This window comes from Microvirga sp. P5_D2, from assembly GCF_054049475.1.
Genome location: NZ_JBFUMH010000006.1, coordinates 1 through 24,904, shown reverse-complemented (window position 1 = coordinate 24,904; position 24,904 = coordinate 1). Strand labels below are relative to the sequence as shown.

At 62.1% G+C, this 24,904-nt stretch carries 22 protein-coding genes and 1 pseudogene; 1 reads left to right on the top strand and 22 read right to left on the bottom strand.

Annotated features, from left to right (window positions below):
• The first annotated feature begins 226 nt into the window (after positions 1-226).
• Positions 227-517 (top strand): GIY-YIG nuclease family protein, encoded by a 291-nt coding sequence (locus ACXJKO_RS03900; RefSeq protein WP_457089770.1) that lies wholly within the window; start codon positions 227-229, stop codon positions 515-517.
• A gap of 146 nt (positions 518-663) precedes the next feature.
• Here ACXJKO_RS03900 and ACXJKO_RS03895 read toward each other — a convergent pair whose 3' ends face one another.
• The 22 genes and pseudogenes from ACXJKO_RS03895 to ACXJKO_RS03790 form a co-directional block, all read right to left on the bottom strand.
• A complete protein-coding gene (locus tag ACXJKO_RS03895; RefSeq protein ID WP_457089769.1) occupies positions 664-2,007 on the bottom strand; it encodes an erythromycin esterase family protein in 1,344 nt (447 codons plus the stop codon).
• 66 nt (positions 2,008-2,073) lie between these two features.
• Positions 2,074-3,822, bottom strand: a complete 1,749-nt coding sequence (locus ACXJKO_RS03890) for a M14 family zinc carboxypeptidase (protein ID WP_457089768.1) — start codon at positions 3,820-3,822, stop codon at positions 2,074-2,076.
• Positions 3,819-4,676: an ABC transporter permease gene (locus ACXJKO_RS03885; protein WP_457089767.1), complete on the bottom strand. Its 858-nt coding sequence runs from the start codon at positions 4,674-4,676 to the stop codon at positions 3,819-3,821. Before ACXJKO_RS03885 ends, ACXJKO_RS03890 begins: the two co-directional genes overlap by 4 nt.
• A 5-nt stretch (positions 4,677-4,681) precedes the next feature.
• The gene (locus tag ACXJKO_RS03880) at positions 4,682-5,602 is read right to left on the bottom strand and encodes an ABC transporter permease (protein WP_457089766.1); all 921 of its coding nucleotides are present in this window, start codon (positions 5,600-5,602) and stop codon (positions 4,682-4,684) included.
• A 95-nt stretch (positions 5,603-5,697) separates the two neighbouring features.
• Positions 5,698-7,224, bottom strand: a complete 1,527-nt coding sequence (locus ACXJKO_RS03875; protein ID WP_457089765.1) for an ABC transporter substrate-binding protein — start codon at positions 7,222-7,224, stop codon at positions 5,698-5,700.
• A 26-nt stretch (positions 7,225-7,250) separates the two neighbouring features.
• Positions 7,251-9,134 (bottom strand): ABC transporter ATP-binding protein, encoded by a 1,884-nt coding sequence (locus tag ACXJKO_RS03870; protein WP_457089764.1) that lies wholly within the window; start codon positions 9,132-9,134, stop codon positions 7,251-7,253.
• Between the two features lie 169 nt (positions 9,135-9,303).
• Positions 9,304-10,569 carry an aminopeptidase gene (locus tag ACXJKO_RS03865; protein WP_457089763.1) on the bottom strand — a complete coding sequence of 422 codons (1,266 nt, stop codon included), beginning with the start codon at positions 10,567-10,569 and terminating at the stop codon, positions 9,304-9,306.
• A gap of 69 nt (positions 10,570-10,638) precedes the next feature.
• A complete protein-coding gene (gene modC / locus ACXJKO_RS03860) occupies positions 10,639-11,745 on the bottom strand; it encodes a molybdenum ABC transporter ATP-binding protein (RefSeq protein ID WP_457089838.1) in 1,107 nt (368 codons plus the stop codon).
• A complete protein-coding gene (gene modB, locus ACXJKO_RS03855; RefSeq protein WP_457089762.1) occupies positions 11,742-12,440 on the bottom strand; it encodes a molybdate ABC transporter permease subunit in 699 nt (232 codons plus the stop codon). Before modB ends, modC begins: the two co-directional genes overlap by 4 nt.
• Entirely contained in the window at positions 12,437-13,249 is an 813-nt protein-coding gene (gene modA, locus ACXJKO_RS03850) for a molybdate ABC transporter substrate-binding protein (RefSeq protein WP_457089761.1), read from the bottom strand. The genes modB and modA overlap by 4 nt, the downstream gene beginning before the upstream one ends.
• A 57-nt stretch (positions 13,250-13,306) precedes the next feature.
• Entirely contained in the window at positions 13,307-13,951 is a 645-nt protein-coding gene (gene msrQ / locus ACXJKO_RS03845) for a protein-methionine-sulfoxide reductase heme-binding subunit MsrQ (RefSeq protein WP_457089760.1), read from the bottom strand.
• Entirely contained in the window at positions 13,951-14,895 is a 945-nt protein-coding gene (msrP, locus tag ACXJKO_RS03840) for a protein-methionine-sulfoxide reductase catalytic subunit MsrP (protein ID WP_457089759.1), read from the bottom strand. The genes msrQ and msrP overlap by 1 nt, the downstream gene beginning before the upstream one ends.
• Before the next feature lie 87 nt (positions 14,896-14,982).
• Complete coding sequence (locus ACXJKO_RS03835; protein WP_457089758.1) at positions 14,983-16,053, bottom strand: ABC transporter ATP-binding protein; 1,071 nt, start codon at positions 16,051-16,053, stop codon at positions 14,983-14,985.
• A gap of 49 nt (positions 16,054-16,102) precedes the next feature.
• The gene (locus ACXJKO_RS03830; RefSeq protein ID WP_457089757.1) at positions 16,103-16,783 is read right to left on the bottom strand and encodes an N-acetylmannosamine-6-phosphate 2-epimerase; all 681 of its coding nucleotides are present in this window, start codon (positions 16,781-16,783) and stop codon (positions 16,103-16,105) included.
• Position 16,784: 1 nt separating this feature from the next.
• Positions 16,785-17,636 carry a carbohydrate ABC transporter permease gene (locus ACXJKO_RS03825; protein WP_457089756.1) on the bottom strand — a complete coding sequence of 284 codons (852 nt, stop codon included), beginning with the start codon at positions 17,634-17,636 and terminating at the stop codon, positions 16,785-16,787.
• Complete coding sequence (locus ACXJKO_RS03820; protein ID WP_457089755.1) at positions 17,633-18,565, bottom strand: carbohydrate ABC transporter permease; 933 nt, start codon at positions 18,563-18,565, stop codon at positions 17,633-17,635. The genes ACXJKO_RS03825 and ACXJKO_RS03820 overlap by 4 nt, the downstream gene beginning before the upstream one ends.
• A gap of 59 nt (positions 18,566-18,624) precedes the next feature.
• Positions 18,625-19,875, bottom strand: coding sequence for an extracellular solute-binding protein (locus ACXJKO_RS03815; protein ID WP_457089754.1), 1,251 nt, complete (start codon positions 19,873-19,875; stop codon positions 18,625-18,627).
• Between the two features lie 84 nt (positions 19,876-19,959).
• Complete coding sequence (locus ACXJKO_RS03810; RefSeq protein WP_457089753.1) at positions 19,960-20,829, bottom strand: hypothetical protein; 870 nt, start codon at positions 20,827-20,829, stop codon at positions 19,960-19,962.
• 83 nt (positions 20,830-20,912) lie between these two features.
• Positions 20,913-22,082, bottom strand: coding sequence for a 4-hydroxybenzoate 3-monooxygenase (pobA, locus tag ACXJKO_RS03805; protein WP_457089752.1), 1,170 nt, complete (start codon positions 22,080-22,082; stop codon positions 20,913-20,915).
• Between the two features lie 297 nt (positions 22,083-22,379).
• On the bottom strand, positions 22,380-23,444 hold the full coding sequence (locus tag ACXJKO_RS03800; RefSeq protein WP_457089751.1) for a 3-carboxy-cis,cis-muconate cycloisomerase: 1,065 nt from the start codon (positions 23,442-23,444) through the stop codon (positions 22,380-22,382).
• 11 nt (positions 23,445-23,455) lie between these two features.
• Complete coding sequence (gene pcaF, locus ACXJKO_RS03795; protein WP_457089750.1) at positions 23,456-24,661, bottom strand: 3-oxoadipyl-CoA thiolase; 1,206 nt, start codon at positions 24,659-24,661, stop codon at positions 23,456-23,458.
• A gap of 1 nt (position 24,662) precedes the next feature.
• Positions 24,663-24,904, bottom strand: a pseudogene (locus ACXJKO_RS03790) (CoA-transferase subunit beta); the annotation flags it as partial.

Genomic DNA, 24,904 nt, shown 5'->3' with positions numbered 1-24,904 from the left:
GACACCCCAGCTATAGCCAAGGTTAGGACCAAAGTCAAGAACAAATGCAGAACATAGCATTGCGCTTCCCACCCCCTCTCACGTCATCACCGGCCTTGTGCCGGTGATCCCGATTGTTTGAAACGCCGCGTTCTTCCGATCGGGATGGCCGGGCTTGTCCCGGCCATGACGGCGGAGGATGCATGATCCGCTTGTGCTTGCCTTGTGAAAGGCTCACTCTCGCATTATGAAACTGTACTACGTCTACATCCTCGCGAGCCGACCCAGTGGCGCGCTTTACGTGGGCGTCACCAACAATCTGTCCCGGCGTGTCTGGGAACATAAGACTGGGCGTGGTGGCGAGCACACACGACGTTATCAGATCGACCGGCTTGTTTATTACGAAAGCTACCCGAGCATCGCTGATGCCATTCAGCGAGAGACGTCGATCAAGCGATGGTCGCGGGCATGGAAGACGAATCTCATCCTCGGCATGAATCCGACTTGGCGCGATCTTTATGACGAGTTGAACGCCTGAGCGCCTTGGCTTCCTCCTGTCGTCACCGGCCTCGTGCCGGTGATCCCGATCCGTCAAGCGCCGCACTTCTCAGAATCGGGATGGCCGGGACAAGCCCGGCCATGACGTGAGAGGTTTAAGCCACGCCTCCCGTGTGCCCTCCTACCTCACAACCCGAACGGATACGTCTCCGGCATTCCCTTCCCATGGGCATGCGTCAGCGGCTTCACCGCCCTCGTCTCATCGAACCACACCAAGGCATCGAACTGGTCGGCCAGGACGGCCTCGAAATAATGGCTGTAGAGTTCGGTATCGGGCCGGTAGATCACCCCGATGGCCCGCTCCAGGCGGGGACGGGACAGGGCCGCGACGAGATCGGCCTGGCCGTTCTCGCGCCAGTCGGTGAGGAAGCAGCCGAGGCTGGCATCGCGGAAGATCCGCTCGTGGCTGTCGGGCCGCGCCGACAGGACATTCTTGACCTGCATCGGCTCGTCCCAATCGTCTGCGGCGGCCACGGTGCCGCGATCCGTACTGAAGCCGATGAGAACGGCCTCGCTCTTATAAGCCGTCCGACACAACTCTCCGATATTGAACTCGCCCTGCCAGCCCATGGCGGTCGCGGAGGCGTTGCCGATATGGGAGTTATGCGCCCAGACGACAGCCTTGGCGTTGTCACGGCGCGCGAGCAGGCTCTGAAGCGTTTCGAACATGTGCCGGTCGCGCAGGTTCCACGACTCGGTCGCGCCCTCGTACATGATGCGATAGTAATGCTCGGCCGCGTGAACGATCTTGGCGTTCTGGACCGCATCGAAGAACGCCTCGCCGCCATCGGCCTGGAGATAGTCCATGCGCTTGTCGAGGATGCTCTGAAGCTGACGAAGCAGCGCCTCGTCGCAGGGCTTCTTCTGCCCGGTTAGAACCGCGCGGCCATAGCGGGCGGGTTCCGACTGCCAGGGGCTTAGGCAGCCATAGCGCCCCCTCGCCTCCTTCGCCGCATCGGGGTCGACCTTGTCGAGATAATCGAGCACGGAACGGATGGATGAGTTGAGGCTGTAGACATCGAGCCCACGAAACTCGGCGCGATCCTTTTCCTGATGCTGCTTGTTGTAGTCGCGCATCCAGTTGACGAAGTCATAGACCTCCTCGTTGCGCCACATCCACGTGGGAAAGCGCTCGAAGGCCTCATCGTCCGTGTCGGGAACATGGCGGTGACGCACATAGGCATCGATGCGCGCGGCATCCGGCCAATCCGCCTCGACGGCCACGATGTTGAAGCCGTGCTTCTCGATCAAGCGCCGCGTGATAGCCGCGCGAGCACGATAGAATTCCGACGTGCCGTGGGTGGCCTCGCCGAGCAGCACGACCTTGGCATCCGCGAACCGGTCGAACATGGCGCCGAACGCGGCCTCATCGCCAATGGGCGGCAGGGGCTCGCCATGCTCACGCACGATGCTGATAGCCTCCTTGATCGAGGCGTCGTTCTCGTTCTGCTTCCAGGATAGCCGGGCCATTGTCGCACCTCATTACTCGGGGAGGTGTTTCACTAACGATGGCTGGTGTTTCCTGTTCCTGCGATGTCAGGCACTCGCTTCCATGAGCGTGGCAAAGGCTTCCTCGGCAGCGATGACGGTGGCCATCTGCACCGTATGGGCGAGGCGATAAGCTTCGCCATAGATGGTCTCGTCGGGGTATTCCGTGATGAGGGTCAACGGAACCGGATGGCGTGTTTCCGCCGTGATGAGGCAGGGTATGCCGTTGATGATCTCATAGGGCGTGCCGCCGGAATGAATCGAGCAGATCTCGATCTGGCGCCGGTTGAACTCGATCAGCCCCGGCACCACGGACAAGCCTTTCGTCACCGCCTCGACAAGTGCCCGTGCGGTCTGCGCCCATTCGGGGTGATGGCGCATGATGAGGAAGAAGCCTTTAGGGATCGACCAGAGTTCGAAGCCGCGCGGGAGATAACCCGTGAACGGCCGCGTCCATTCATGCGCGGGATAACCGTGCAGATTCACATGAAGTTGTGCACCGGACATCGCCAGCGCCTGCTGACGCGCGCCGATTTCGTAAGGCGCATCCTCACGGCCATATTCGAGATCGTTGCCGAGGGATGTGTAGCGCGCCGCATGATGCATGTGGCGCGGATTGCCCTCGCAGAGAAACCCGTGCAGGGCATAGCCATCGGGGTTTTCGACCGGGATATAGGCGATGTTGCTCTCGGGCTTTGCCAGGAGCCTGCGCATGGCGCGCAGCGAGCCGACCGGCGCGGAGGTTTCGTTCGCATGCTGCCCGCTCGTGACCAGAACCGCAGGACGCGAACCGGGGCGATACAGCCCGTGTATGGGACGGCCCTCGCGAGAACGGCCTTCGAAAGTCTCACCGGGAAGCGTCGTGAGCTCCCGGCGGATCTGCGCGAGGYCGGGCGCCGCATCGGCCGTTTCGATATCCTGCTCGCTTCGCGCAGGGTCCTTCAGCCAGCCGTAAGGACGAAGCGTGACGCGCACATGCGCGTCACCGTCGGCAGCGCGGATATCCGGCACGATCTGCCCCGGCTGCAGGCCGCGATCCTCTGGTGCTCGGCCTGATTTGTGCTTGAAGAATTCGAGCAGCGAAAAATAGAAGTCCTCGTGCAGCGCCTCGCGGCTGCTGATCACCTCGTCGCCGTAGGACAGGGCGCGTTCGATGCCGGGAATCGACACGTCGATGGCGAGCGTTTCCATGAAAGGCTCTTGCGCCGGCCATTCATGCGCTGTGACGGATGCCATGACCCGATGGAAAACCTGCTCGATCTCCGTCTCCAGAGGTTCGTCGATATCGTCTGATCCATCGGGAAGATCGCTCGCCTTCAACCAGCCGGTCGGATTGAGATCGACCTCACCGAGATGGTTCGACCGCAGATGATTGGGAACGAAGACCGCATGCTCGACGACACGCCCATCCTCGTATTCCGCCGAGACCCGGTAGCTTAAAGTCTCGTCCCCGGCCTCGAAAACTGTCTCGACGCCATCGAGCAAGGCTGCAAGCGGATAGGCCTCCGACAGGAACCGAATGGGGCTGGCCTGCGGGTGCACGGGATAGCGCACAATGACGCGCGCCAGGCCCGCAAGCTCGATCTCTTCATGGAACGCATGAACGAGGGGCTTATAGGCGCTGCGAAGGCGCGCCGTGACGCCGGCTTGCGCCAATGTGAGTTCAGCGTCGCGCCGCGCGCCTTCGTCCTCGAAAAGCCAAGCTTCGATACGCGCTCCGCGCCTGCTCCCCTGCGTCCAATCGCTGACGAGCCTGTCGAGGGTGCGCGGAATGATCTCGTTGAGCAGTTCGGTCATTTCGATGTCTGTCCTGTCGGATCGAGGTAATCGCGCAGCCAATCGCCCAGAAGGTTGAGACCGAGCACGGTGAACATGATGGCAAGGCCGGGGAACACGCTGACCCACCAGGCCGTCTGGAGATAAGTCCGCCCATCCGCCAGCATGCCGCCCCAGCTCGGAATGAGAGGATCGACGCCTAGGCCCAGGAAGGTCAGGCTGCTCTCCAGCAGAATGTTGTTGGCCACGTAGAGCGTCATCAGGATGACAATGGGACCTAGAACGTTGGGCAGAATGTGGGTCAGAATGATGCGCCCGCTGCCGACACCGATGGCGTGAGCGGAAACGATGAACTCCCGCTCGCGCAATGCCAGCACGGAGCCGCGCACCACACGGGCATATTGCACCCATTGCGTCGCGATCATCACGAAAATGACCTTGTCGATGCCTGCGCCTAAGATGGCGAGAAACATGATCGCGACCAGAATGAACGGCAGTGCGAGCTGAATGTCGACGAAGCGCATCAGCAGCATCTCCGGGATGCCGCGATAATAGCCTGCGACAAGCCCGACGAGAGTCCCCAGGACAACGCCGCCAAGGACTGAGAGAATGCCGACCAACAGCGAGATCCTGCCGCCCACGATGACGCGGGCCAGCACGTCGCGACCGAGCGGGTCGGTGCCGAGGATATGGTTCCAATCCTGAAACGGCGGGATGAGGCGAGCCATGAGATCCATGCTCTCGCCGCCATCCGGGAAGAGGATGGGCGAGAGCAGCGCCGCCAGCGAAATGCTGCCCGTGAACAGGATGCCGAGAACGAGTTCCATCGATCGGAAGCGCGAACGCGACGAGGAGACAGCCTGAGCCGCAGCCATGAAGGTCACTCCGTGCGGATGCGCGGATCGATCAGCCCATAGGCGATATCGACCGCAAGATTGATCAGGACGATGAAGAGGGCCAGCACCGCAATCGTCGCCTGCAGCACRGGATAATCCCGGTTCGAGACGGCGTCGAAAGCGAGTGTTCCCATGCCGGGCCAGTTGAACACCCGCTCCACGATGACGATGCTGCCGATCAGGTTGCCGAACTGCACACCGATATAGGTGACGAGCGGAATGGCCGAGTTGCGCAAAGCGTGCTTGTAGAGCACGACCCGGTCTCGAAGCCCCTTGGAGCGCGCGACCATGATGAATTGCTGCGAAAGCGTCTCCAGCATCGCCGTGCGCACGAGGCGGACATTGGTGGCCGTGAGAATGATCGCCATGGTCAGCGCCGGCATGATGAAGCTTTCCGGTCCCTCCATTCCGCTCGGCGGCAGCAGGCCGAGGAAGATGGAGAACAGGAGCACCAGCATGATGGCGAGCCAGAAATTCGGAAACGACAGGCCCAACAGCGACAGGATGCGGATGAGCTGGTCGGGCCAGCGCCCGCGATGCACCGCGGCATAAATGCCGAGCGGCACGGACAGGATGATCGAGATGATCAGGGATGTGAAGGCGAGCAGCAGCGTGGCCGGAAGAGCCTGGGCGATCATGGCGGAAACCGACGCATTGCCGATGAAGCTGCGGCCGAAATCGCCCACCAGGATGCCCTGGAGAAAGCCGAGATACTGAACGTAGAACGGACGGTCGAGGCCCAGCGCCTGACGGATATTCTGGAGGTCCCGCTCGGTCACATTGCCGCCGCCCATCAGCATGATGGCCGGATCTCCAGAAAGCCGGATCGCGAAGGAAACGACGAGCGTTACGGCGAGAACGACGAAGATTGCCTGCAGCAATCGTTTGATGATGAAACCTGCCATGTCGTGGTCCTGTCCGCCGCAACGCTCTTCTTGTTTTTGGAAGAGGCCCCACTTTCGCGGGGCCTGCTCGATGTCATAGGGTTCGAACGTTCCGCTTATTCCACCGACGTGTTGGAGAAGCGGAAGCGCCGGTCGGCGGGGGCGTCGAAATCCTTGACCCGCTTGTTCACGCCATAGATCGTGTTCTGGTTGTAGAGCGGGAGTTCAAGCGCCTGATCAGCCACGTAGCGCGCGATCTCCTGCAGGATCTTCTCGCGCTCCTTGACGTCATAAATCAAACGCTGCTTCTCGAGCATCTCGTTCAGCTTGGCGTCGTTGTAGTAAGGGTTCCACTTCTCGCCCGAGTGATACATCAGGTAGGCGTTGTTGTCGTAGTCGAAGGTCCAGCCGCCCCAGGATTGGTGCCAGGCCTCGCCAGTCTTGCCGTTCGGAATGATGTCGTTGAGCAGAACCGGAGGCTCGTGGGGCTGAAGCGAGGGCTTCAAGCCGAGAGCCTGGAGGTAGCCGGCCGTCGCCTGAGCCACTTCGCGGAAGGTGGCGTCGTTGCCGCGGAAGTCGATCCGCACCGGCGCACCTGCGGGAACCTTGGCCTGCTGGAGCATCTGCTTCGCCTTGGCGAGGTCGAACGGCAACGGCTTCAGTGTCGGATCGTTGCCGAAGGACAGCTCCGACTGGAAGCTCGCGATGGGCTTGCCGTGTCCGAGCAGCACCGCCTTGATGATGGCGTCACGGTCGACACCCATGATGAGCGCCTTGCGGACATCCGCATCCTTCGTGATGCCTTCCTTGGTATTGAAGCGCAGCGAGACCACCGTCGGCCCGGTGACGCTGAGAAGGCTCAGGTTCTGGCTTTTCTCGATGGTCGGCGCGAGGCCGAACGGGATGAGGGTCGCCACATCGATGCGGCCCGCCTGAAGTTCGGCAACTTGCGTGTTCGCCTCGGAGATGAAGCGGATCACCACCTTGTCGAGCTTCGGCGCGCCGCCCCAATGATCAGGATTGGCTTCGAGAACAAGGTTCACCTTCGGATTGTATTCGGCGAACTTGAACGGCCCGGTACCCACCGGGTGCGTGTTGAAGTAGTCGTCACCCTTCTCCTGGACGTATTTCGGCGGCACGATCATCGCGCCATAGCCTGCGAGCTTCGTGAGCAGCACGGGGTCGGCCTGCTTCATCACGAAGTCGACCGTGTTGGCGTCGACCACTTCCACATGATCGATGGAGGTGTAGTTCGATTGCTGCGGACCCTTCTTGCCTTCGTCGCCGAGCAGGCGGTCGAAGGTGAATTTCACTGCCTGCGCATCGAAGGGCTCGCCGTTATGGAACTTCACGTTCTCGCGCAGCTTGAAGCGGATGCGCTTGCCGTCGTCGAGATACTCCCAGGACGTTGCGAGGCCCGGCTTGAGCTTCATGTCCGCGCCGCGGGCGGTAAGGCCGTCATAGATGTTGTTGGCGGCGGACGACCAGTCGACCAGGAAGGTATCGATCGGGTCCCAGCTGGCCGGATCGATGGCGACGGCGGCCGTCAGGGTTCCGGCGGCCTGCGCGCCGGACGCCATGAGAGGCGTCAAGGCCACTGCGGCCGTCAAGCCGAGCGCCTTCATTGTCTTTGAAAACTTCATCTTGGTTTCCCTCTTTCTTGAACTTGTTATGCTGCACCGAGAAGCGCATCGGCTTCCACGGCGACCCAATGTCCCGGCTCCACCTCGCGCATGCGATGAATGGCAGGCTCACGCCCGACCGGGCGAACAGGACTTGGAATTTCTCCCTCGATCCGCATCTTGGCGCGCTCCCGCTGCGGATCGGCAATCGGCACGGCCGACAATAGCTTGCGGGTATAGGAGTGCTGCGGATTTTCGAATATCGCCTGGCGTGTTCCCAACTCGACGATCTGGCCGAGATACATCACAGCGACACGATGGCTGATCTTCTCCACCACCGCCATGTCGTGGGTGATGAACAGATAGGACAGATGCCGCTTTTCCTGGAGCTCCATGAGCAGGTTGACGATCTGCGCCTGGATCGAAACATCGAGCGCGGACACGGATTCATCCGCGATGATGAGCCTGGGATTGCTGGCGAGCGCCCGAGCGATGCACACGCGCTGACGCTGGCCGCCGGAGAACTCATGCGGATAGCGCTTGGCGTGCTGTGGCTGCAAGCCCACCTGCTCCAGCAGTTCCTGCACGCGCCGCTCGATGGCCTTGCGGTCCTTGATGAGGCCATGCACCACGATAGGCTCGGCGATGCTGTAGCCCACCGTGTGGCGCGGATCGAGCGATGCAAAGGGATCCTGGAAGATGTACTGGATTTCCTGCCGCAGGCGACGGCGCTCACCGCTGCTCATGGCGGCCATGTCGCGCCCTTCGAACCGTACCGTGCCGGAAGTGGGCTCCACGAGCTGCTGCAACGTGCGCCCTATGGTGGATTTTCCGCTGCCGGATTCACCCACCAGTGCCAGGGTCTCGCCGGGATAGATATCGAAACTCACCTCTTCCACGGCATGGACGCGATGCGTCACGCGGCCGAAGAACGTCTTGCCCACATCGAAGCGCGTGGTCAGCTTATCCACTTGGAGAATGGGCTTCGTGTAGTTGGCAGTGTTCTGCACATGCGTTTCGCCGATCAGCTTTGGCTCGCTGCCGTCCATCACGATGACGGGCGTGCGCTTCGGCAGAGGCTGGCCTGTCAGGCTGCCTAAGCGCGGTACGGCGGACAGAAGGGCGCGCGTATAGGGATGCTGCGGCGCGGCGAAGATATCGCGCACGGGCGCCTGCTCCACCTTCTCGCCCTTCCACATCACCACCACGTCGTCGGCCATCTCGGCCACCACGCCCATGTCGTGCGTGATGAAGATGACGGCGGTTCCCATTTCCTGCTGCAGATCGCGGATGATGTTGAGGATCTGGGCCTGAATCGTGACATCGAGCGCGGTAGTCGGCTCGTCGGCGATGAGAAGCTTAGGGTTACAGGCCAGCGCCATGGCAATCATCACGCGCTGCCTCATGCCGCCTGAAAGCTGGTGCGGGTAGCGGTCGAGAAGCTTGTCGGCGTCGGGCAGGCGCACTTTCTGCAGCAGCTCTTTCGCCCGCGACCGCGCATCGCGCCCGTTCAAGCCTTCATGCAGGATCAGCGTTTCGGCAATCTGGTTGCCGATGGTGAAAACCGGATTGAGCGATGTCATCGGCTCCTGGAATATCATCGCTATATCGTTGCCGCGAATGCTCCGGAGCGTATCGTCGGATGCTTTGACGAGATCGAGCGTTTTTCCAGCGGAAGGCCTGAACAGCACCTCGCCGCCAGAGATGCGTCCGCCTGTGTAATCGGTGAGACGCATGATGGCGAGGGACGTGACGGATTTGCCGGAGCCCGATTCGCCTACAACGGCCAGGGTTCTCCCAGGCTGCACATCGAAGCTGACATCCTTGACCGCCCTGAAAGCCCCCTGACTCGTCCCAAAATCCACCGACAAGGACCGAACGGACAGAAGAGGCTCGCTGGCGGCCTTGGGATTCGCTGTGTGATCCGACATCATTCCTACTCACAGAGAGGCATTAGCCTTGGATTCCCAAGGCCGATTACCTCTTTAATACCTGTGCTAGATCACAGCCGCGAGCCCGGAACGTCAAGCCCTGTTTGCAGGCTATGGATGGGACAACGGCAAAAGACCACTGACTTAACGTAATTGGAGTCCCGCTCTTTCATGCGGAGATCCACTCGCCGCCGCGCATGAGCGGCTCAGGCCTGCCGTCCTGGGTAATCCCGTCCACATCCACCTGATCGGAGCCGATCATCCAGTCGATATGGATGAGGCTCTTGTTCGAGCCACGGGATGCCAGCTCGTCCTCGCTCATCGTGCCGCCGTCGCGGATGCACTTGCTGTAGGCCTGGCCGAGCGCGATGTGGCTCGAGGCGTTCTCGTCGAAGAGCGTGTTGAGGAACAGAAGGCCGCTCTGCGAGATCGGCGAGGAATTCGGCACGAGCGCCACTTCACCCAGGCGACGCGCGCCCTCATCCGTTTCGAGCACCTTGTTCAGCACCTCTTCGCCGGTGCGGGCTTTTGCCTCGATGATCCTGCCGCCCTCGAACTTCACCTGAATGTCCTGGATGAGCGTGCCGTTGTAGGAAAGCGGCTTCGTGCTGCGCACAGTGCCATCCACACGATCCTTGTGCGGCGTGGTGAAGACTTCCTCGGTGGGAATGTTGGCGTTGCAGACCACGCCGTTCTTCGCCTTGGTCGATCCGCCGTTCCATTCGTGGCCTTCGGCGAGGCCGACGCGCAGGTCCGTGCCCGGCCCGCGAAAATGCAGCGCGGCGTAGTTCTTCTCGTTCAGCATGCGCGTGCGCGTTTGCAGCCCGGCATTGTGAGCTTCCCAAGCCGCAATCGGATCGGGCGTATCCACGCGCGAGGCTGCGAAGATTGCGCTCCACAGCTTGGAGACGGCCACATCCTCAGGATCGTCCGGGAACACCGCCTTGGCCCAGGAGGGCGTTGCGGCGGCGACGATGGTCCAGTTGATGTCGAAACCGGCGATGAGACCGAGCGCAGGCATATAAGCCTTCGAGCGGGCGCGGTTGGTGCGGGAGACTTTCTCGGGATCTTCCTTGGCGAGAAGGGACGGGTCCTCGCCGACGATCGCGAGGCGCGCCGCGCCGTTCTTGTAGGCCGCCGCCATGCCCTCATAGAGCCAGGCGGAAGCGGTGTCGAAGCCTTCATCCCGGCTATGCCGATAGCGCAGAAGAGTCGATTCCTCGTCCGAGAAGAAGGTCGAGACCAGGGAGGCACCGGCCTTGTAGGCGTGTTCCGTGATGCGGCGCACGAGGCCGAGCGCCTCGAGCGGTGCCGTCACGACCAGTTCCTGCCCCGGCTTGAGGCCAAGCCCGACCCGCACGGCAACTTCCGCCAGTCGGTCGAGGAGCACGTCATGCGATTGCGCGTCTGGCGGGGTGCGGAATTGTTCGTTCATGATCGCATCTCTCGAAAGAAAAAGTTGGCGGGCAGGCTACACGCCTCGGTCCTGCGCGCAAGACCTCGTTCACATATGCTCAAGCCGCCCCCTGCCAAGGGCCTCGGGGTCGAAAGCGATGCTCTTGATGACGGCATGCACGGACAAGCCCGGCCGCAAGCTGAGCCGTTCCAGGGATTTGCGGGTAATGCGCGCGACAATGCTGTCGCCGCCGCAATCGAGCTCCACATCGATGCTGGCGCCCTGCGCCTCCCCGATGGCGGTGATGGTCCCGGGCAGGATATTGAGCGCGCTGGAGTCCGTTGGCGGCACAAGCGAAAGTATGATGTCGCGGGCGCGAAGGCGCACCCGCACGCGCGTGCCCGGCGGCAGATCGAGGCGGGGCACCATGAGTGTGCCGGCCTTCGCTTGCAGCACCGTGAGCGCATATTCGTCTTCGTGCCGGAGCACTTCCGTTTCGATCAGCGCGCCCGTCTCCGCCGGACCCGATTGGGGAAACAGKTTGGTATGCCGAAGTATCTCCGAGGCAGGTCCCGATGCCGTGACACGGCCGTTTGCGAGCACCACGACGGAAGTGGCGAGCCTTGCGATCTCGGCGACCGAGTGGCTGACGAGCACGATCGGCACCGCGCCCTCGTCGCGAAGCCGCTCGATGTAAGGATAGATCTCGGCCTTGCGGGCATCATCGAGGGAGGCCAGCGGCTCGTCCATCAGCAGCAATTGCGGATCGGCCAGCAACGCGCGCCCGATGGCGACCCGCTGCTTCTCGCCGCCCGACAACGTGGATGGCGAACGGTCGAGAAGATGACCGATCCCGAGCAGTTCCACGACCTTGTCGAAAGTGGCTTTACGTTCGCTGCTTGGTGTGAACCAGCGGCCGAACAGAAGGTTGTGGCGCACATTCAGGTGCGGGAAGAGGCGATCTTCCTGAAACACGTAGCCGATGCGCCGCTTATGTTTAGGAACGAGGATGTCTCGGTCCGTATCGACGAGAACACGGTCCTTCACCGCAATGCGTGCATGAGTTGGCCGCAGCAGGCCGCCGATTGCTTTGACGATGGTGGTCTTGCCGGAGCCGGATGGGCCGAACAAAGCCGTCAAGCCACGTTCCGACTGGAAGCGCGCATCGACAGTGAAGTTGCCGATGCTGTGCCTGATATCCACGTCGAGGATCATCGCGCGGGACCCTTGAACCTGACGCGACGCGCCATCCATTCGGACATCCAGAGTGCCGCGACGGAAATTACGATGGACACCAATGTCAGCCGCAACGCGCCGCTCTCGCCTCCCGGCACCTGCGTGAAAGTGTAGATGGCGGTTGGCAGGGTTTGCGTTTCACCGGGGATGTTGGACACGAAAGTGATCGTCGCGCCGAACTCGCCCATGGCCTTGGCAAAGGAGAGAACCATGCCCGCGATGATGCCGGGCGCGATCAGCGGCAGCGTGACCACGAGAAACACCCAGGCCGGATGCGCGCCCAAGGTGCCCGCCGCATCCTCGAGCCTGCGGTCCACCGCTTCGATGGACAGGCGGATGGCGCGAACGAGCAAGGGAAATCCCATGATCGCGCAGGCGAGCGCCGCACCCGTCCATCGGAACGACAGCACGATACCGAATTGCTCGGCGAGGAACGCGCCGATAGGCCCGCGCCGCCCGAAACCGAGCAGCAGAAAATAGCCCACCACGACAGGCGGCAGAACCAAGGGGAGATGCACGATCACATCGAGTGCCTGCCTGCCCCAAAAGCGTCCGCGTTCCAGAAGAAACGCGATGGCGATGCCGGGAACGAGGCTTGCCGCCATCGCGGTGAGAGCGACCTTGAKGCTGAGGCGAACGGCTGTCCATTCCTCGGGAGAAAGCCAGTCGATCACGAGGCGGAGCCGGGCTTATCCGTGAAGCCGAATCCCTGACCCTCGAAAAACGGCTTCGCCTTCACGGAGCGCATGAAGGCAAGAAACTCCGTGGCATCAGCACTCGTTGCATCCTTGGTCAGGGCAACGGGATATACGATGGGCGGGTGGCTTTCTTCCGGGAAGCTCGCGACGACCTTCACGTTGGAATCGGACACCGCATCGGTCTTGTAGACGATGCCGAGGGGCGCCTCGCCGCGCGACACGAGCAGCAACGCCGCGCGTACGTTATCGGCCTGTGCGACCTTGTCCTTCACGCCATCCCAAGCGCGCAGATGCTTGAGCCCGGCCTTGCCGTATTTGCCCGCAGGCACCGCATCCACATTGCCCATGGCAAGACGGCCGGAGCCGAGAATGACTGCGAGATCGACGCCCGGCTGCAAGGAGACCTGAACGTTTGAATCCTTTGGCGCAACGAGAACCAGGGAATTCGCGAGAAGATGAACGCGGCTCTTGGGATCGATCAGGTTCTTGGATGCCACATAATCCATCCAATCGAGATCGGCGGAGAAGAAGACATCCGCAGGTGCACCGGCCTCGATCTGCTTGGCGAGCACGTTGCTGGCTGCATAGGAGATCACAGTCTTCTTGCCGGTCTCGCGCGTCCATGCGGCGGCGACATCGTCGAGAGCATTCTTCAGGCTGGCCGCTGCAAAGACCGTGACGTCCTTCGCCTGCGCGGCCATTCCTGACAGGGAGCCAAGGCTCAAAACCAGACCGAAAGCAAAGGCGCGCATGACGGATCCGCGCTGGGGGATTGCTGCGTGCATGGGGCCTGACCTCAAGATTCCACGTGGTTCGCCATCGTACTCAAGCCCACGCGCCGTTCAAGCAAGCCTTTGACGGGATGATGGCTTTTTCATCATGGAACGGACCAGCCGGTAGCCGAGAAGAACCGCAATGATGGCCGCATAGACCATGGGCTCCATGGGCCAGGACTTCACCACCAGAATGAAATGGAGCGCCGCCCCGATGGCCGCGATATAGACCAGACGATGCAGCTTCGCCCAGGCCTGCCCGCCCAGACGTCGGATGGAGGCGTTATTGGAGGTGATTGCCAGCGGAACGAGCACCACGAAGGTCGCCATGCCGATGGTGATGTAGGGCCGCTTGATGATATCGGCGATGATGAGCCCGAAATCGAGCCCCTGATCGAGCACCAGATAGGTCGTCAGATGCAGGAGCGCGTAGTAGAACGCGAGAAGGCCGATGGCCCGCCGGTAGCGCAGCAGGTTGATGCCGACGAGCTGGCGCAAAGGCGTGACGGTCAGCGTCGCGATGAGGAAGCGCAGCGCCCACAAGCCCAGCGCCTGCTCCAGATAGCGCATGGGGTCCGCGCCGAGTTGATCCATGATGCCGGCATAGAACAGCCACACGGCCGGGATGAAACCGACCATATAGACCAGAATTTTCGGCACCTGAGGCAGAGCGAAACTCTTCTTCGCGCCCTCGACGGAAGCTCTGCTTGCCATCAGTAGGATTTCCGCAGATCCATGCCGGAATAGAGGCTTGCGACCTGCTCCGCATAGCCGTTGAACATGAGTGTCGGACGCCGCTTCACGAACAGCCCGCCCTCGCCGATCCGCCGCTCGGTGGCCTGACTCCAGCGCGGGTGATCCACACTGGGATTCACGTTGGCGTAGAACCCGTATTCGTTGGGAGCCTGCTTGTTCCAGGCCGTCGCGGGCTGCTTCTCGACGAAGCTGATCCGCGTGATCGACTTGATGCCCTTGAAGCCGTATTTCCACGGCACCACAAGGCGGATCGGCGCGCCGTTCTGGTTCGGCAGGGTTTCGCCATAAAGCCCGACCGCGAGAATGGCGAGGGGATGCATAGCCTCGTCCAGACGTAGGCCTTCCGTATAGGGCCAGTCGAGGACCGGGAATACGGACCTGACGCCCGGCATCTCCTCCTCCCGATAAGCCGTCTCGAACGCCACATACTTGGCTGTTCCCAAAGGCTCCGCCCGTTTGATGATATCAGCCAGCGGAATGCCGACCCAGGGGATCACCATGGACCAGCCCTCGACGCAGCGCATGCGATAGATGCGCTCCTCCAGAGCCGAGGACTTGATAAGGTCCTCGATGCCGATCTCCTGCGGCTTTGACACCAGACCGTCGATCTTGACCGTCCAGGGAGAGGCTTTGAGCGTGTGTGCGTGCTTCGACGGGTCGGACTTATCGACGCCGAACTCGTAGTAGTTGTTGTAGCTGGTCACGTCCTCGCGGCTCGTGAGCTTCTCGTCCGTGGAGAAAGTGCTCTTGCCCGCATTGAGGGGCGCGGCCTGCAAAGCTCCTGGAAAAGCTGCCACAAGGGCAAGGCCGGCGGCGCCCGTCATCCATTGACGACGGTTGAGATAAACATCCCGAGGGGTAATCTCGGACGGCAGGATATCGGTGGGGCGACGGATCAGCACGGCGGCACCTCGAAAAAGCCCATGGTAATGGGTACACCCGAGAACGCCACGGGTGGTTTCACGTTTCCGTTATAACGCCAGTTTGCCTCAGGCAGAAGCGATGCGCTTGCCTTGTTCATCGAAAAGATGAGCCTGATGGGCGGCGGGCTTCAGGGCCACGGCCTCGCCCGGCTTCAGGGCAACCCGGTCCCGCAGGACAACGGTCATGCCGCCGCCTTCGGCCTTCACGAGCAAGGTGGTGTCCGATCCGGTCGGCTCCAGCACTGAAACCGTGGCCGGGATGGCGCCGGGAGTGCCGGCAGGGGCGAGCTGAAGATGCTCGGGACGGATGCCGTAGGTGAGCTTGGCACCGTTCGAGAGGTTGGGGCGCGTCTCCAGCGGAAGAACAGCCCCGCTCGGCAGAACGAAGCCGCCCTCGCCCAATTGCCCATCGATGAAGTTCATGGACGGCGAGCCGATGAAGCCTGCCACGAAGCGGTTGGCCGGGCGGTCGTAGAGTTCGAGCGGCGCGCCGATCTGCTCCACGATGCCGTCATGCATGACGACAATCTTGTCGGCCATGGTCATGGCCTCGATCTGGTCGTGCGTCACGTAGATCGTCGTGGTCTTGAGCCGTTGGTGGAGTTCCTTGATCTCGGCCCGCATGGCGACGCGCAGCTTGGCGTCGAGATTGGAGAGCGGCTCGTCGAAGAGAAACACCTGCGGATCGCGCACGATGGCGCGGCCCATGGCGACACGCTGGCGCTGGCCGCCGGAGAGCTGTCGCGGATAGCGGTCGAGAAGAGGCGTCAGCCCAAGCGAAGCCGCCGCATCGCCCACGCGCTTCTTCTGCTCAGCCTGCGGCACGCCCTTGAGCTTGAGCGAGAACGCCATGTTTTCGGCAACGGTCATATGCGGATAAAGCGCGTAGGACTGGAACACCATGGCGATGTCGCGATCCTTCGGCGGCACGTCGTTGACGACGCGCGATCCGATGCTGATGTTGCCGCCACTGATATCCTCAAGCCCCGCGATCATACGCAGAAGGGTCGATTTTCCGCAGCCCGACGGGCCGACGAGAATGACGAACTCGCCGTCCTGAATGTCGATATCGACACCCTTGATGATCGAGACCTGTCCGAAGGATTTCCGGATATCGCGGATTGCTACATTCGCCATCATACACTCCCCGTGTCAGGCAGGCCCGCAAGGAGCGCCTCACATGATTTCAAGCTGCCCATGGCTTTGTCGCCTGGACGAATTTTTTGGTGATCTCGCGCGGATTGGTGATCGAGGTTCCGACCACCACCGCATGCGCGCCGCGTTTGAAGGCTTCCGCCACGAGGTCCGGCGTGTCGAAGCGCCCTTCCGCGACAACCGGCACTGGGACGGCGGCGACAAGAGCGGAGAGCAATTCGAGATCAGGGCCATCGCCTTTGCGCGAGGCGGTCTCTTCCGTGTATCCGGCCAGCGTCGTGGCCACATAGGTCGCGCCGGCGGCGTGAGCGGCCCTGCCCTCGTCCAGCGTCGAGATGTCGGCGAAGACTTCCCGCCCAAGTTCCGCGCGGATGCGGCCGATCAGACGCTCGACCGGATCGCCGTTGCGCGGACGCGGCGTCGCGTCGATGCCGATGATATCGGCTCCGGCCTTCGCAATCCGCACGGCATCGTCGAAGCCAGGCGTGATGTAGACCGGAAAACGGTCGTCCCACACCTTCGCGATGCCGATGATCGGAAGCTTTGTGACAGCGCGGATCGCCGCGATGTCCTCAACCCCGTTCGCGCGAATGCCCAACGCACCCCCGGCCTCGGCCGCCAGCGCCATGGCGGACATGTAAACCGGCCCATGGAGCGGATTGTCCGCCCTGGCCTGGCAGGAAACGACGAGCGCGCCTTTCGGGATCAGCATGTTACTTCACCGCGCCAGCCGTCATGCCCTGAATGAACTGGCGTGACAGGGCGATGTAGAGAAGCGTGATGGGCGCGGCAGCAATAGTGAGGCCCGCGAACAGCATGCCCCAATCGGTGGTGTATTCACCCATGAAGGTGGTGAGGCCCTGCGGCAGGGTTTTGTACGCATCGGTCTGAATGAACACGAGCGGGAAGAAGAAGTCGTTCCAGATCGGCACCGCGTTCTGAATCGCCGCAATCGCCATGGGTGGACGCGCCAGCGGCAGCATGACGGACCACATGATGCGCGGCTCCGACGCGCCGTCGATGCGCGCCGCATCCTCAAGCTCCGCAGGCAGCGAGCGCAGGAACCCAGCCATGATGAACACCGCCGAGGGCAGGCCGATGGCCGTGTAGGTGACGATGAGGCTCCAGCGGCTGTCGAGCAATCCTAAATCACGCAGCAGGATGAAGAGCGGAATGACCGCGAGCTTCAGCGGCAGCATGAGACCCGCGAGAAAGAACAGCAGGATGAAGGTATTGGTGCGCGACTCGTAACGCGCCACCGCGTAGCCCGCCATGGTGCCGAGCACGAGGATCAGCAGGATCGACGTGCTCGTCACGAGGATCGAGTTCATGAAATAGGTCGGCATCGCCGTTTCGCCGAGAACCTTCGTGAAGTTTCCGACTTGCGTGAAGTCGGGCAGCGCGAAGGGATGCTCGAAGATCTCGCCCGTTGTCTTGAAGGCCGACAGCACCATCACCACGACGGGGTAGAGCATGATGAAGGAATTCGCGATCAGGATGACCTGCGCGAGGAACGCAAAGGACATCGGCTGGCGCGACGAGGGGGAAATGGCCTTGGCGATCAAAACTGAATCTCCCGACGGCGCAGCCACAGGGTCAGGGCCGATGCGAAGACGACGATGAAGAGGAAAATGAGCGTGGCAAGCGCGGACCCTAAGCCGAAGTTCTGGATGCTGGCGCTCTGGTTGCCGAAGGCCGTGCGGTAGAAGACGAGGCCCAGCACGTCGGTCGTGCCGAAGGGCGAGCCGTCGAGACCGACCATCACGTAAGGAATCTCGAACCAGTTGAAGGCGCCGATGAAGAGCAGCGTGAACAGAATGGTCGTGCTAGGTGCCACCAGCGGCCACACGATGTTCTTCAAAAGCTGCCACTCGCTCGTGCCGTCGAGCCGCGCCGCCTCGATGATCTCTGACGGAATGCGCTGCATGCCGGCGAGATAGACGAGCGCCGGGAAGCCGACGAAGTGCCAGGCATTGGCGAGGATCAGCGCGCCGAGCGCGGTCGATGAATCCCCTAACCAGGGCTTGGCCCAGGAATCGAGACCGAGGGTATAGAGTGCCTGATTGATGATGCCGAAATTCGGGTTCAGGAACAGCTTCCAGAGAAAGCCGACAATGATCGTGGACAAAACCACCGGCACGAATACCGCGACGCGATGGAAGCGGAAGCCGAAAGGCTCCTTGTAGAGCAGCCATGCGAGAAGGAACCCGCCGCCGTTCTGGACGATCATGAGCGCTACGAGCGCATAAACATTGTGCAGGAAGGCGTTCCACACGGTGGGCGCCATAGTGGCGCCGAACAGCACTTCCTTGAAATTGGCAAMGCCCACGAACTCCCCACGCGCCAGCCCGCGCCATTCATAGAAGGCGTAAGCGAAGGCCGACAGGATCGGATAGACCACGAACAGCGACATGAAGACGATCGGCGGGACGACGAGAAACGCCACCCAGCTGCGATGCTTCAGCGTGCGGGCCTGTTTGGGCGAGACGGGCATGGGAAGATCTTTCGGGAAAGGCGGCGGATGTTTCACCCGCCGCCTTCATGTCTAAAGACTTACTTCTGGAACGGCTTGTAGTAGGTCGCGATGCCCTTGTTGATCTCGGCAGCGGCCTGCTCAGGCGTCTGCTGACCGGCGAGCATCTTCTGCACGTTCGACTGCAGCAGCACCGAGCCGCTCGGTTCCTGATAGCGGAAGCGCACGAGCATCAGGTAGGACATGGAGTTCTCGGCGAGCTTCGCCACCTCCTGCGTGATCGCGTCCTCGATCTTGATGCCCTTGATCGGCGACAGGTTCTTCAGCGTGTTGGTGAAGGCCGTGCCGTATTCGGGCGTTGCGAGGAAGCGCAGGAACTTGAGCGCGGCGTCCTTCTTTTCGGACTTCGCGTTCACCGCATAACCACCGTCGTAATAGGTGGCGATGAGAGCCTGATCGCCCGACTTCAGGACGGGAGCCGGGAACACGCCGAGATCGAGCGTGGGGTTCTGGTTCTTGAAGTTCGCAACCTCATAGGAACCGCCGGCGAACATGGCCGCGCGGCCAGCCACGAAGAACTGCTGCGAGGACGGATAATCGACGCCGGTGAAGTTCGGCGAGAAGTACTGGCTCACATCCTTCAGCTTGGTGAGTGCGTTCACGAAACGCGGATCGGTGAAGTTCGCCTTGCCGGACACGATGTCGGCTTCGAACTCCTTGGTCAGCATGGACGAGAGCAGGCCGCCGACGATGGTCTCGTTCTGCCAGGCAGTCGCCGTGCCGTTTCCGAACGGCGTGATATTCTTGGCCTTCAGGGCCTGGGCCAGCGTCATCAGCTCGTCCCAGGTCTTCGGCGGGTTCAGGCCGTTATCCTTGAAGATCTTCTTGTTGTAGACCACGAGCTGGGCCTGCATGGCGAAAGGCACCGCATAGACCTTGCCGTCGGAGCGCAGCGTCTCGGCGGCGAGAGCGGCTTCGGGGAAGTTCGCCAGCTCCGGCATGTTGCTCTTGTCGAGCGCGAGAAGGTAGCCGGGGGTCGCGATGGTTTCCAGATTGCCATAGGCGCGAACCTGGATCACGTCCGGGCCGCGGCCGGCGGCGAGCGCCGTGGAGAGAATGGTCTGGTAGTTCTCGGGCGCGTAGGTCTCGAACTTGATCGAGATATTCGGCTCCTTCGCCTGGAACTTCTTAATTGCGTCCTGGTAGAAGGCGCGGTCTTCCTGGCGCCAGCTCCAGAAAGTCAGCTCGGTCTGCTGGGCCATGGCGGCTCCGGCCGAAAGCAGGAAGCTGCCGGCGGCAGCGCCCATCACAATGCGTCTGGTCAGTTTCATTTTAAGTTCCCTCATTGTTGAAGTCCTGTTCCTCCCACCGCAAGGCCGCCTTTTAAGGCTCGCCTTACGGAATTCGTTTTAGCCTCATAGTTCGGCTGCGATCACGAGTACCGTCGCGTCATCGTGGGTTTTAACACGAGGATAAGCGCCTGCCATGAGGTCGCCCCGCTCCAGCTCCCGCAACTCCTGAATCAGCGCCGCTCCCCTGCCCGCAGCGAGTGCGGCATGGAGAGTCGCGTCGGAATATTTTTCGAAAACATCGACGAGCCGCATGAAGCCGTCTGTCGCCAGCACGACCGGCTGGCCTGCCTCGATGGGCACCTCGAAACGCAGTTCCTGCCCGGCCCAAGGGCGGCGCGGGCTCACCACCCAATAGCCGTCGGGCCGGTTGAGCATGCCCCGGTTCTCACGGATCTGCGCCCAGACAGCCTCCGGAATATGACCGGGTTCGCGCGCCTGGGTCCCGAGCATCGCCAGCGTCTTTTGCTCCAAGGGCTCCAGCCGCTCATCGGTCCAGCGGACAATGCCTTCCTCCGAGGGCACTAGGGCGACCACATCGCCCAGGAAGGCTCCCTCCAAAACGAGCCCATCCTCGCCCCGCCTCAAGGCAACGAGGCCGAGGCAGGCGGAAGGGGCCTGGTTGTCGTGAAGGGTTTCGATATGGGCTGTGGCATCGCCGAAGGTGCCCTGGAGGCCTGCCTCAAGGCGGCCCAGGAGGCGGTCCAGCTTCCCATCCCTGCCCGTCAGCTCGGCGAGCTTTTCCCCCATCTGCCCGGCAAGCCATGCGGCGTCGGTGGGCCCCGGCGTCATCGGCTCGCTGGAGAGGCCCGTCGCCCCGTCGATGATCCAGGCAAAGCGGCCACGATGGCCCAACCCGTCTTCGTTGAAGCGAGAGCCGGGGGCCGATTCCTGGAACAGCGATTGAAAGCGGGGTGTAAGGCCAGTCGGGTTCACGCCCTAACTGGTCTCATATTGGTCGCCTTCTGTCCATACTGGTCTTAACAGGTTTTCACACCGTTTCGCGGGCATCCATGGCCCTAAAACGGAAGCCCCGTATAGTTTTCAGCCAGGGACCGGGCTGCCGCATCGGAACTGACCAGATAGTCGAACTCCGCCCGCTGGAGCCGCCGGGCGAAGGTGTCCGTATCCGGGAACGTGTGGAGGATCGAGGTCATCCACCAGGAGAACCGTTCCGCCTTCCAGACCCGCCCAAGCACGCGGGCCGAGTAATGATCGATCCCGGCGGAGGACTTTTCGCCATAATATTCGACCAGGGCCTCGGCGAGGCAGCCCACATCGCTGGCAGCCAGATTCAGTCCCTTGGCGCCGGTGGGCGGCACGATATGCGCCGCATCGCCCGCCAGGAACAGGTGCCCGAACCGCAGGGGCTCGGCCACGAAGCTTCTTAAAGGTGCGATGGATTTCTCAATGGAGGGGCCAGTGACCAGATGTTCGGCGGTCTCCCGGTCCACCCGCCGTCGCAGCTCGTCCCAGAAGCGGTCATCGGACCAGTCCTCGACCTTCTCATCGGTCGAGACCTGCACATAATAGCGGCTGCGGGTGGGCGAACGCATGGAGCAGAGCGCGAAGCCCCGCTCGTGATGGGCATAAACCAGTTCCTCCGCCGCCGGCGGCTTGTCCACGAGAACGCCGAGCCACCCGAAAGGATAAACCCGTTCGAAGATTTTCAGCGCGTCCTGCGGGACACTGGCGCGCGACACGCCATGATAGCCGTCGCAGCCCGCGATGAAGTCACACGCGATCTCCTGCGCGACGCCATCCTTGACGAAACGCACCTTGGGGCTCTCGCCGTCGAAATCGTGGAGCGAGACATCCCCCGCCTCATAGATCGTCAATGCGCCGGAAGCCCCTCGCGCCTGCATGAGGTCGCGTGTCACCTCAGTCTGGCCATAGACCATCACCGTCCGGCTGATCAGCTCGCGGAAATCGATGCGGTGCTTGTCGCCGTCGAAACACAGCTCGACGCCGTCATGGACGAGGCCTTCCGCATGCATGCGCTCGCTGACGCCCGCCTTTTCCAAAAGCTCAACGGTGCCCTGCTCGAGCACGCCCGCGCGGATGCGCCCGAGCACGTAATCGGCGCTGCGCCGTTCGATGATGATGGTGTCGATCCCCTGGCGCTCCAGCAAGCGACCCAACAGAAGCCCGGCTGGCCCGGCGCCGATGATTGCGACCTTGGTGCGCATTCCTGAACCTTCCCTTCAGCGGCTCATGCCGCTCCCCAAAGGCGCAATCGCCTGGTTTTCGCTCCAAGGGCCGAACCGCTACGATGCCTCCGCGTTCTTCTGTGAGGGAGACGTTCAATGACTGACAAAGAACGGAAGAACCCGGGTGATGAAGATGCCCCTGGTGCCAAGCAAACTGGAGAAGATATCTGCCCGACCTGTAACGGGTCCGGAAATCTGCAAGGCAGGTCCTGTCCAGATTGCGGAGGCAGCGGCAGGATCACGGTCATTGTCGGTGATGCTTGAGGCATGCCTCTTCTATTCTCCCGTAGCAGAGGATACGAAGCTGATCTGCCCGAGAAGGATCTCGGCCTTCTTCAATCCTGCTGCCGTGGCGATCACCATCTGCGGCAGCACGAGCCATTCGAGAGTCCAAGCTGCGCCTGATCGTTCGTTCTCATGCACGAGCGCCTGATGAAGCGTGCCCAGCAGGCCTGCATTGAAGCGCGAGAGCGTGACGAGCACCTCGGCCGGAACCGGATTCGACTTATGCGGCATGGCGGATGAGCCGCCGCCGCTGGCAAGGCGCACCTCGGCGACTTCGTTCTGGGCCATCAGCGCGATATCCTGCCCGAGCTTTCCAAGCGTTCCCGAGAGAAGCGAGAGGAATGAGGAGAACTCACCGATACGATCACGCTGCGAATGCCAGGACGGCGCATAGCCAAGGCCGAGCCGCTCTGCCATGGCGTCGGCCACCGCATCGCCGCGACCCTGGAGTTCGCCACGGGTTCCCACAGGACCACCAAGCTGCACGACGAGCAAGCGCGGCGCGAGAGACTGCAAGGCTTCCCTATGCCGCTCCAGAGGCTGCATCCATGTGTCGATCTTGTCGGCTACCGTGAAAGGCAGCGCCTGCTGCATCCTCGTATGCGCCATCAGCGGCAACGAGCCGTTGCGCGCCTTGATGGCGTGAAGCGTCTCGATCAGGCGGTCGATCCGACTATCGATGATCTCGATAATCGACTTCAGACGCAGGATAAGCGCCGTGTCGATAATGTCCTGACTGGTCGCGCCGAGGTGAACCTCCTTGGCATGCAGCTCGCCGACAGTCGCGCGCAACTGCTTGACGAATTGCGGAACGACAACGCCATCCTGCGCCAATCCTTCCGCAAGCTTCGACCAATCCGGCTTGAAGCTGCCGGACGCTTTCAGGATTTGATTGGCGGCATCCTGCCCGATCAAGCCAATCTCAGCTTGCGCATCCGCCAAGGCGACCTCGACGCGCAGCATGGCGGCAAGCTCCGCCTCGTTCGAGAACAAGGCCCCGACCTCCTCGTCACCGACGAGAGCGTTGAGCAGCGGATATGGAAGCGCCTCAGTCATCTTGCGCCCGATCAAACGGCTTCGAGAGCAACGGAGATGCCCTGCCCGACACCGACGCACATGGTGGCGAGCGCGCGCTTCTTAGCTCTTAGCTTCAGCTCCAGCGCCGCCGTGCCGGTGATGCGCGCGCCCGACATGCCGAGCGGATGGCCGAGCGCGATTGCGCCGCCATTCGGGTTCACATAAGGCGCATCCTCCGGGATCCCCAGTTCGCGCAAAACGGCGATGCCCTGGCTGGCGAAGGCTTCATTCAACTCGACCACGTCGAAATCCGAGGGCTTCAGCCCGAGTCGCGCGCACAGCTTCTTGGTCGAGGGCGCCGGCCCGATGCCCATGATTCGCGGCGGCACGCCCGCCGCCGCACCGCCGACGATGCGGGCAATCGGCTGCAAACCGTATTTGCGCATGGCAGCTTCCGACGCAATGATGAGCGCAGCCGCGCCATCGTTGACGCCGGATGCATTGCCCGCCGTCACCGTGCCGTCCTTGCGAAACGGTGTGGAGAGCTTCGCCAGTTGCTCCAGCGTGGTATCGGCGCGCGGATGCTCGTCGCGATCCACCACGACCGGATCACCCTTGCGTTTCGGGATCGTCACAGGAACGATCTCCTCAGCAAAGCGTCCGCGCTCCTGCGCCGCTCCCGCCTTCTGCTGCGAGCGAACGGCAAAGGCATCCTGATCCGCGCGGGAGACATTGAAATCTGCCGCGACATTCTCGCCCGTCTCGGGCATGGAATCCACGCCGTATTGTTGCTTCATCAGCGGATTGATGAAGCGCCAGCCGATGGTGGTATCGAAGATCTCGGCATTGCGGGAGAAAGCCGTGTCCGCTTTCGGCATGACGAAAGGCGCGCGGGACATCGACTCCACGCCGCCTGCGATCATCAGTTCCGCCTCTCCGGCCTTGATGGCGCGAGCAGCGGCGATGACGGCATCCATGCCGGAACCGCACAGGCGGTTCATGGTAGTGCCCGGAATGGAGCCCGGCAGCCCCGCCAACAGCACGGCCATGCGCGCCACGTTGCGGTTGTCCTCGCCCGCCTGATTGGCGCAGCCATAGATCACGTCATCGACAGCCTCGAAATCAATGCCTGCGTGACGCTCCATGAGAGCTTTCAGCGGAACGGCGGCGAGGTCATCCGTGCGCACACTCGAGAGCGATCCGCCATAGCGGCCAATGGGTGTGCGCACATAAGCGCAGATATAAGCCTCGGTCATATCAGCTTCCCTTCTTGCCGCCATGGGCGCGCTCAGTCCTGGCCTGCAACTCGCGCAGCGTGCCGAGTTCGAGTTCGGTCGGCGGCGGCGTCTCTTCCAGATTGACGGAGAACTTTACCTTCCAGCCGCAGGTTTCCTGAACCTGCTCGCGGGTGACGCCTGGATGCAGCGAGACTACCGTAAATTCCTTCGTCTCAGGATCCGGCTTCCACAAAGCCAGATCCGTGATCAGCAGCGTCGGGC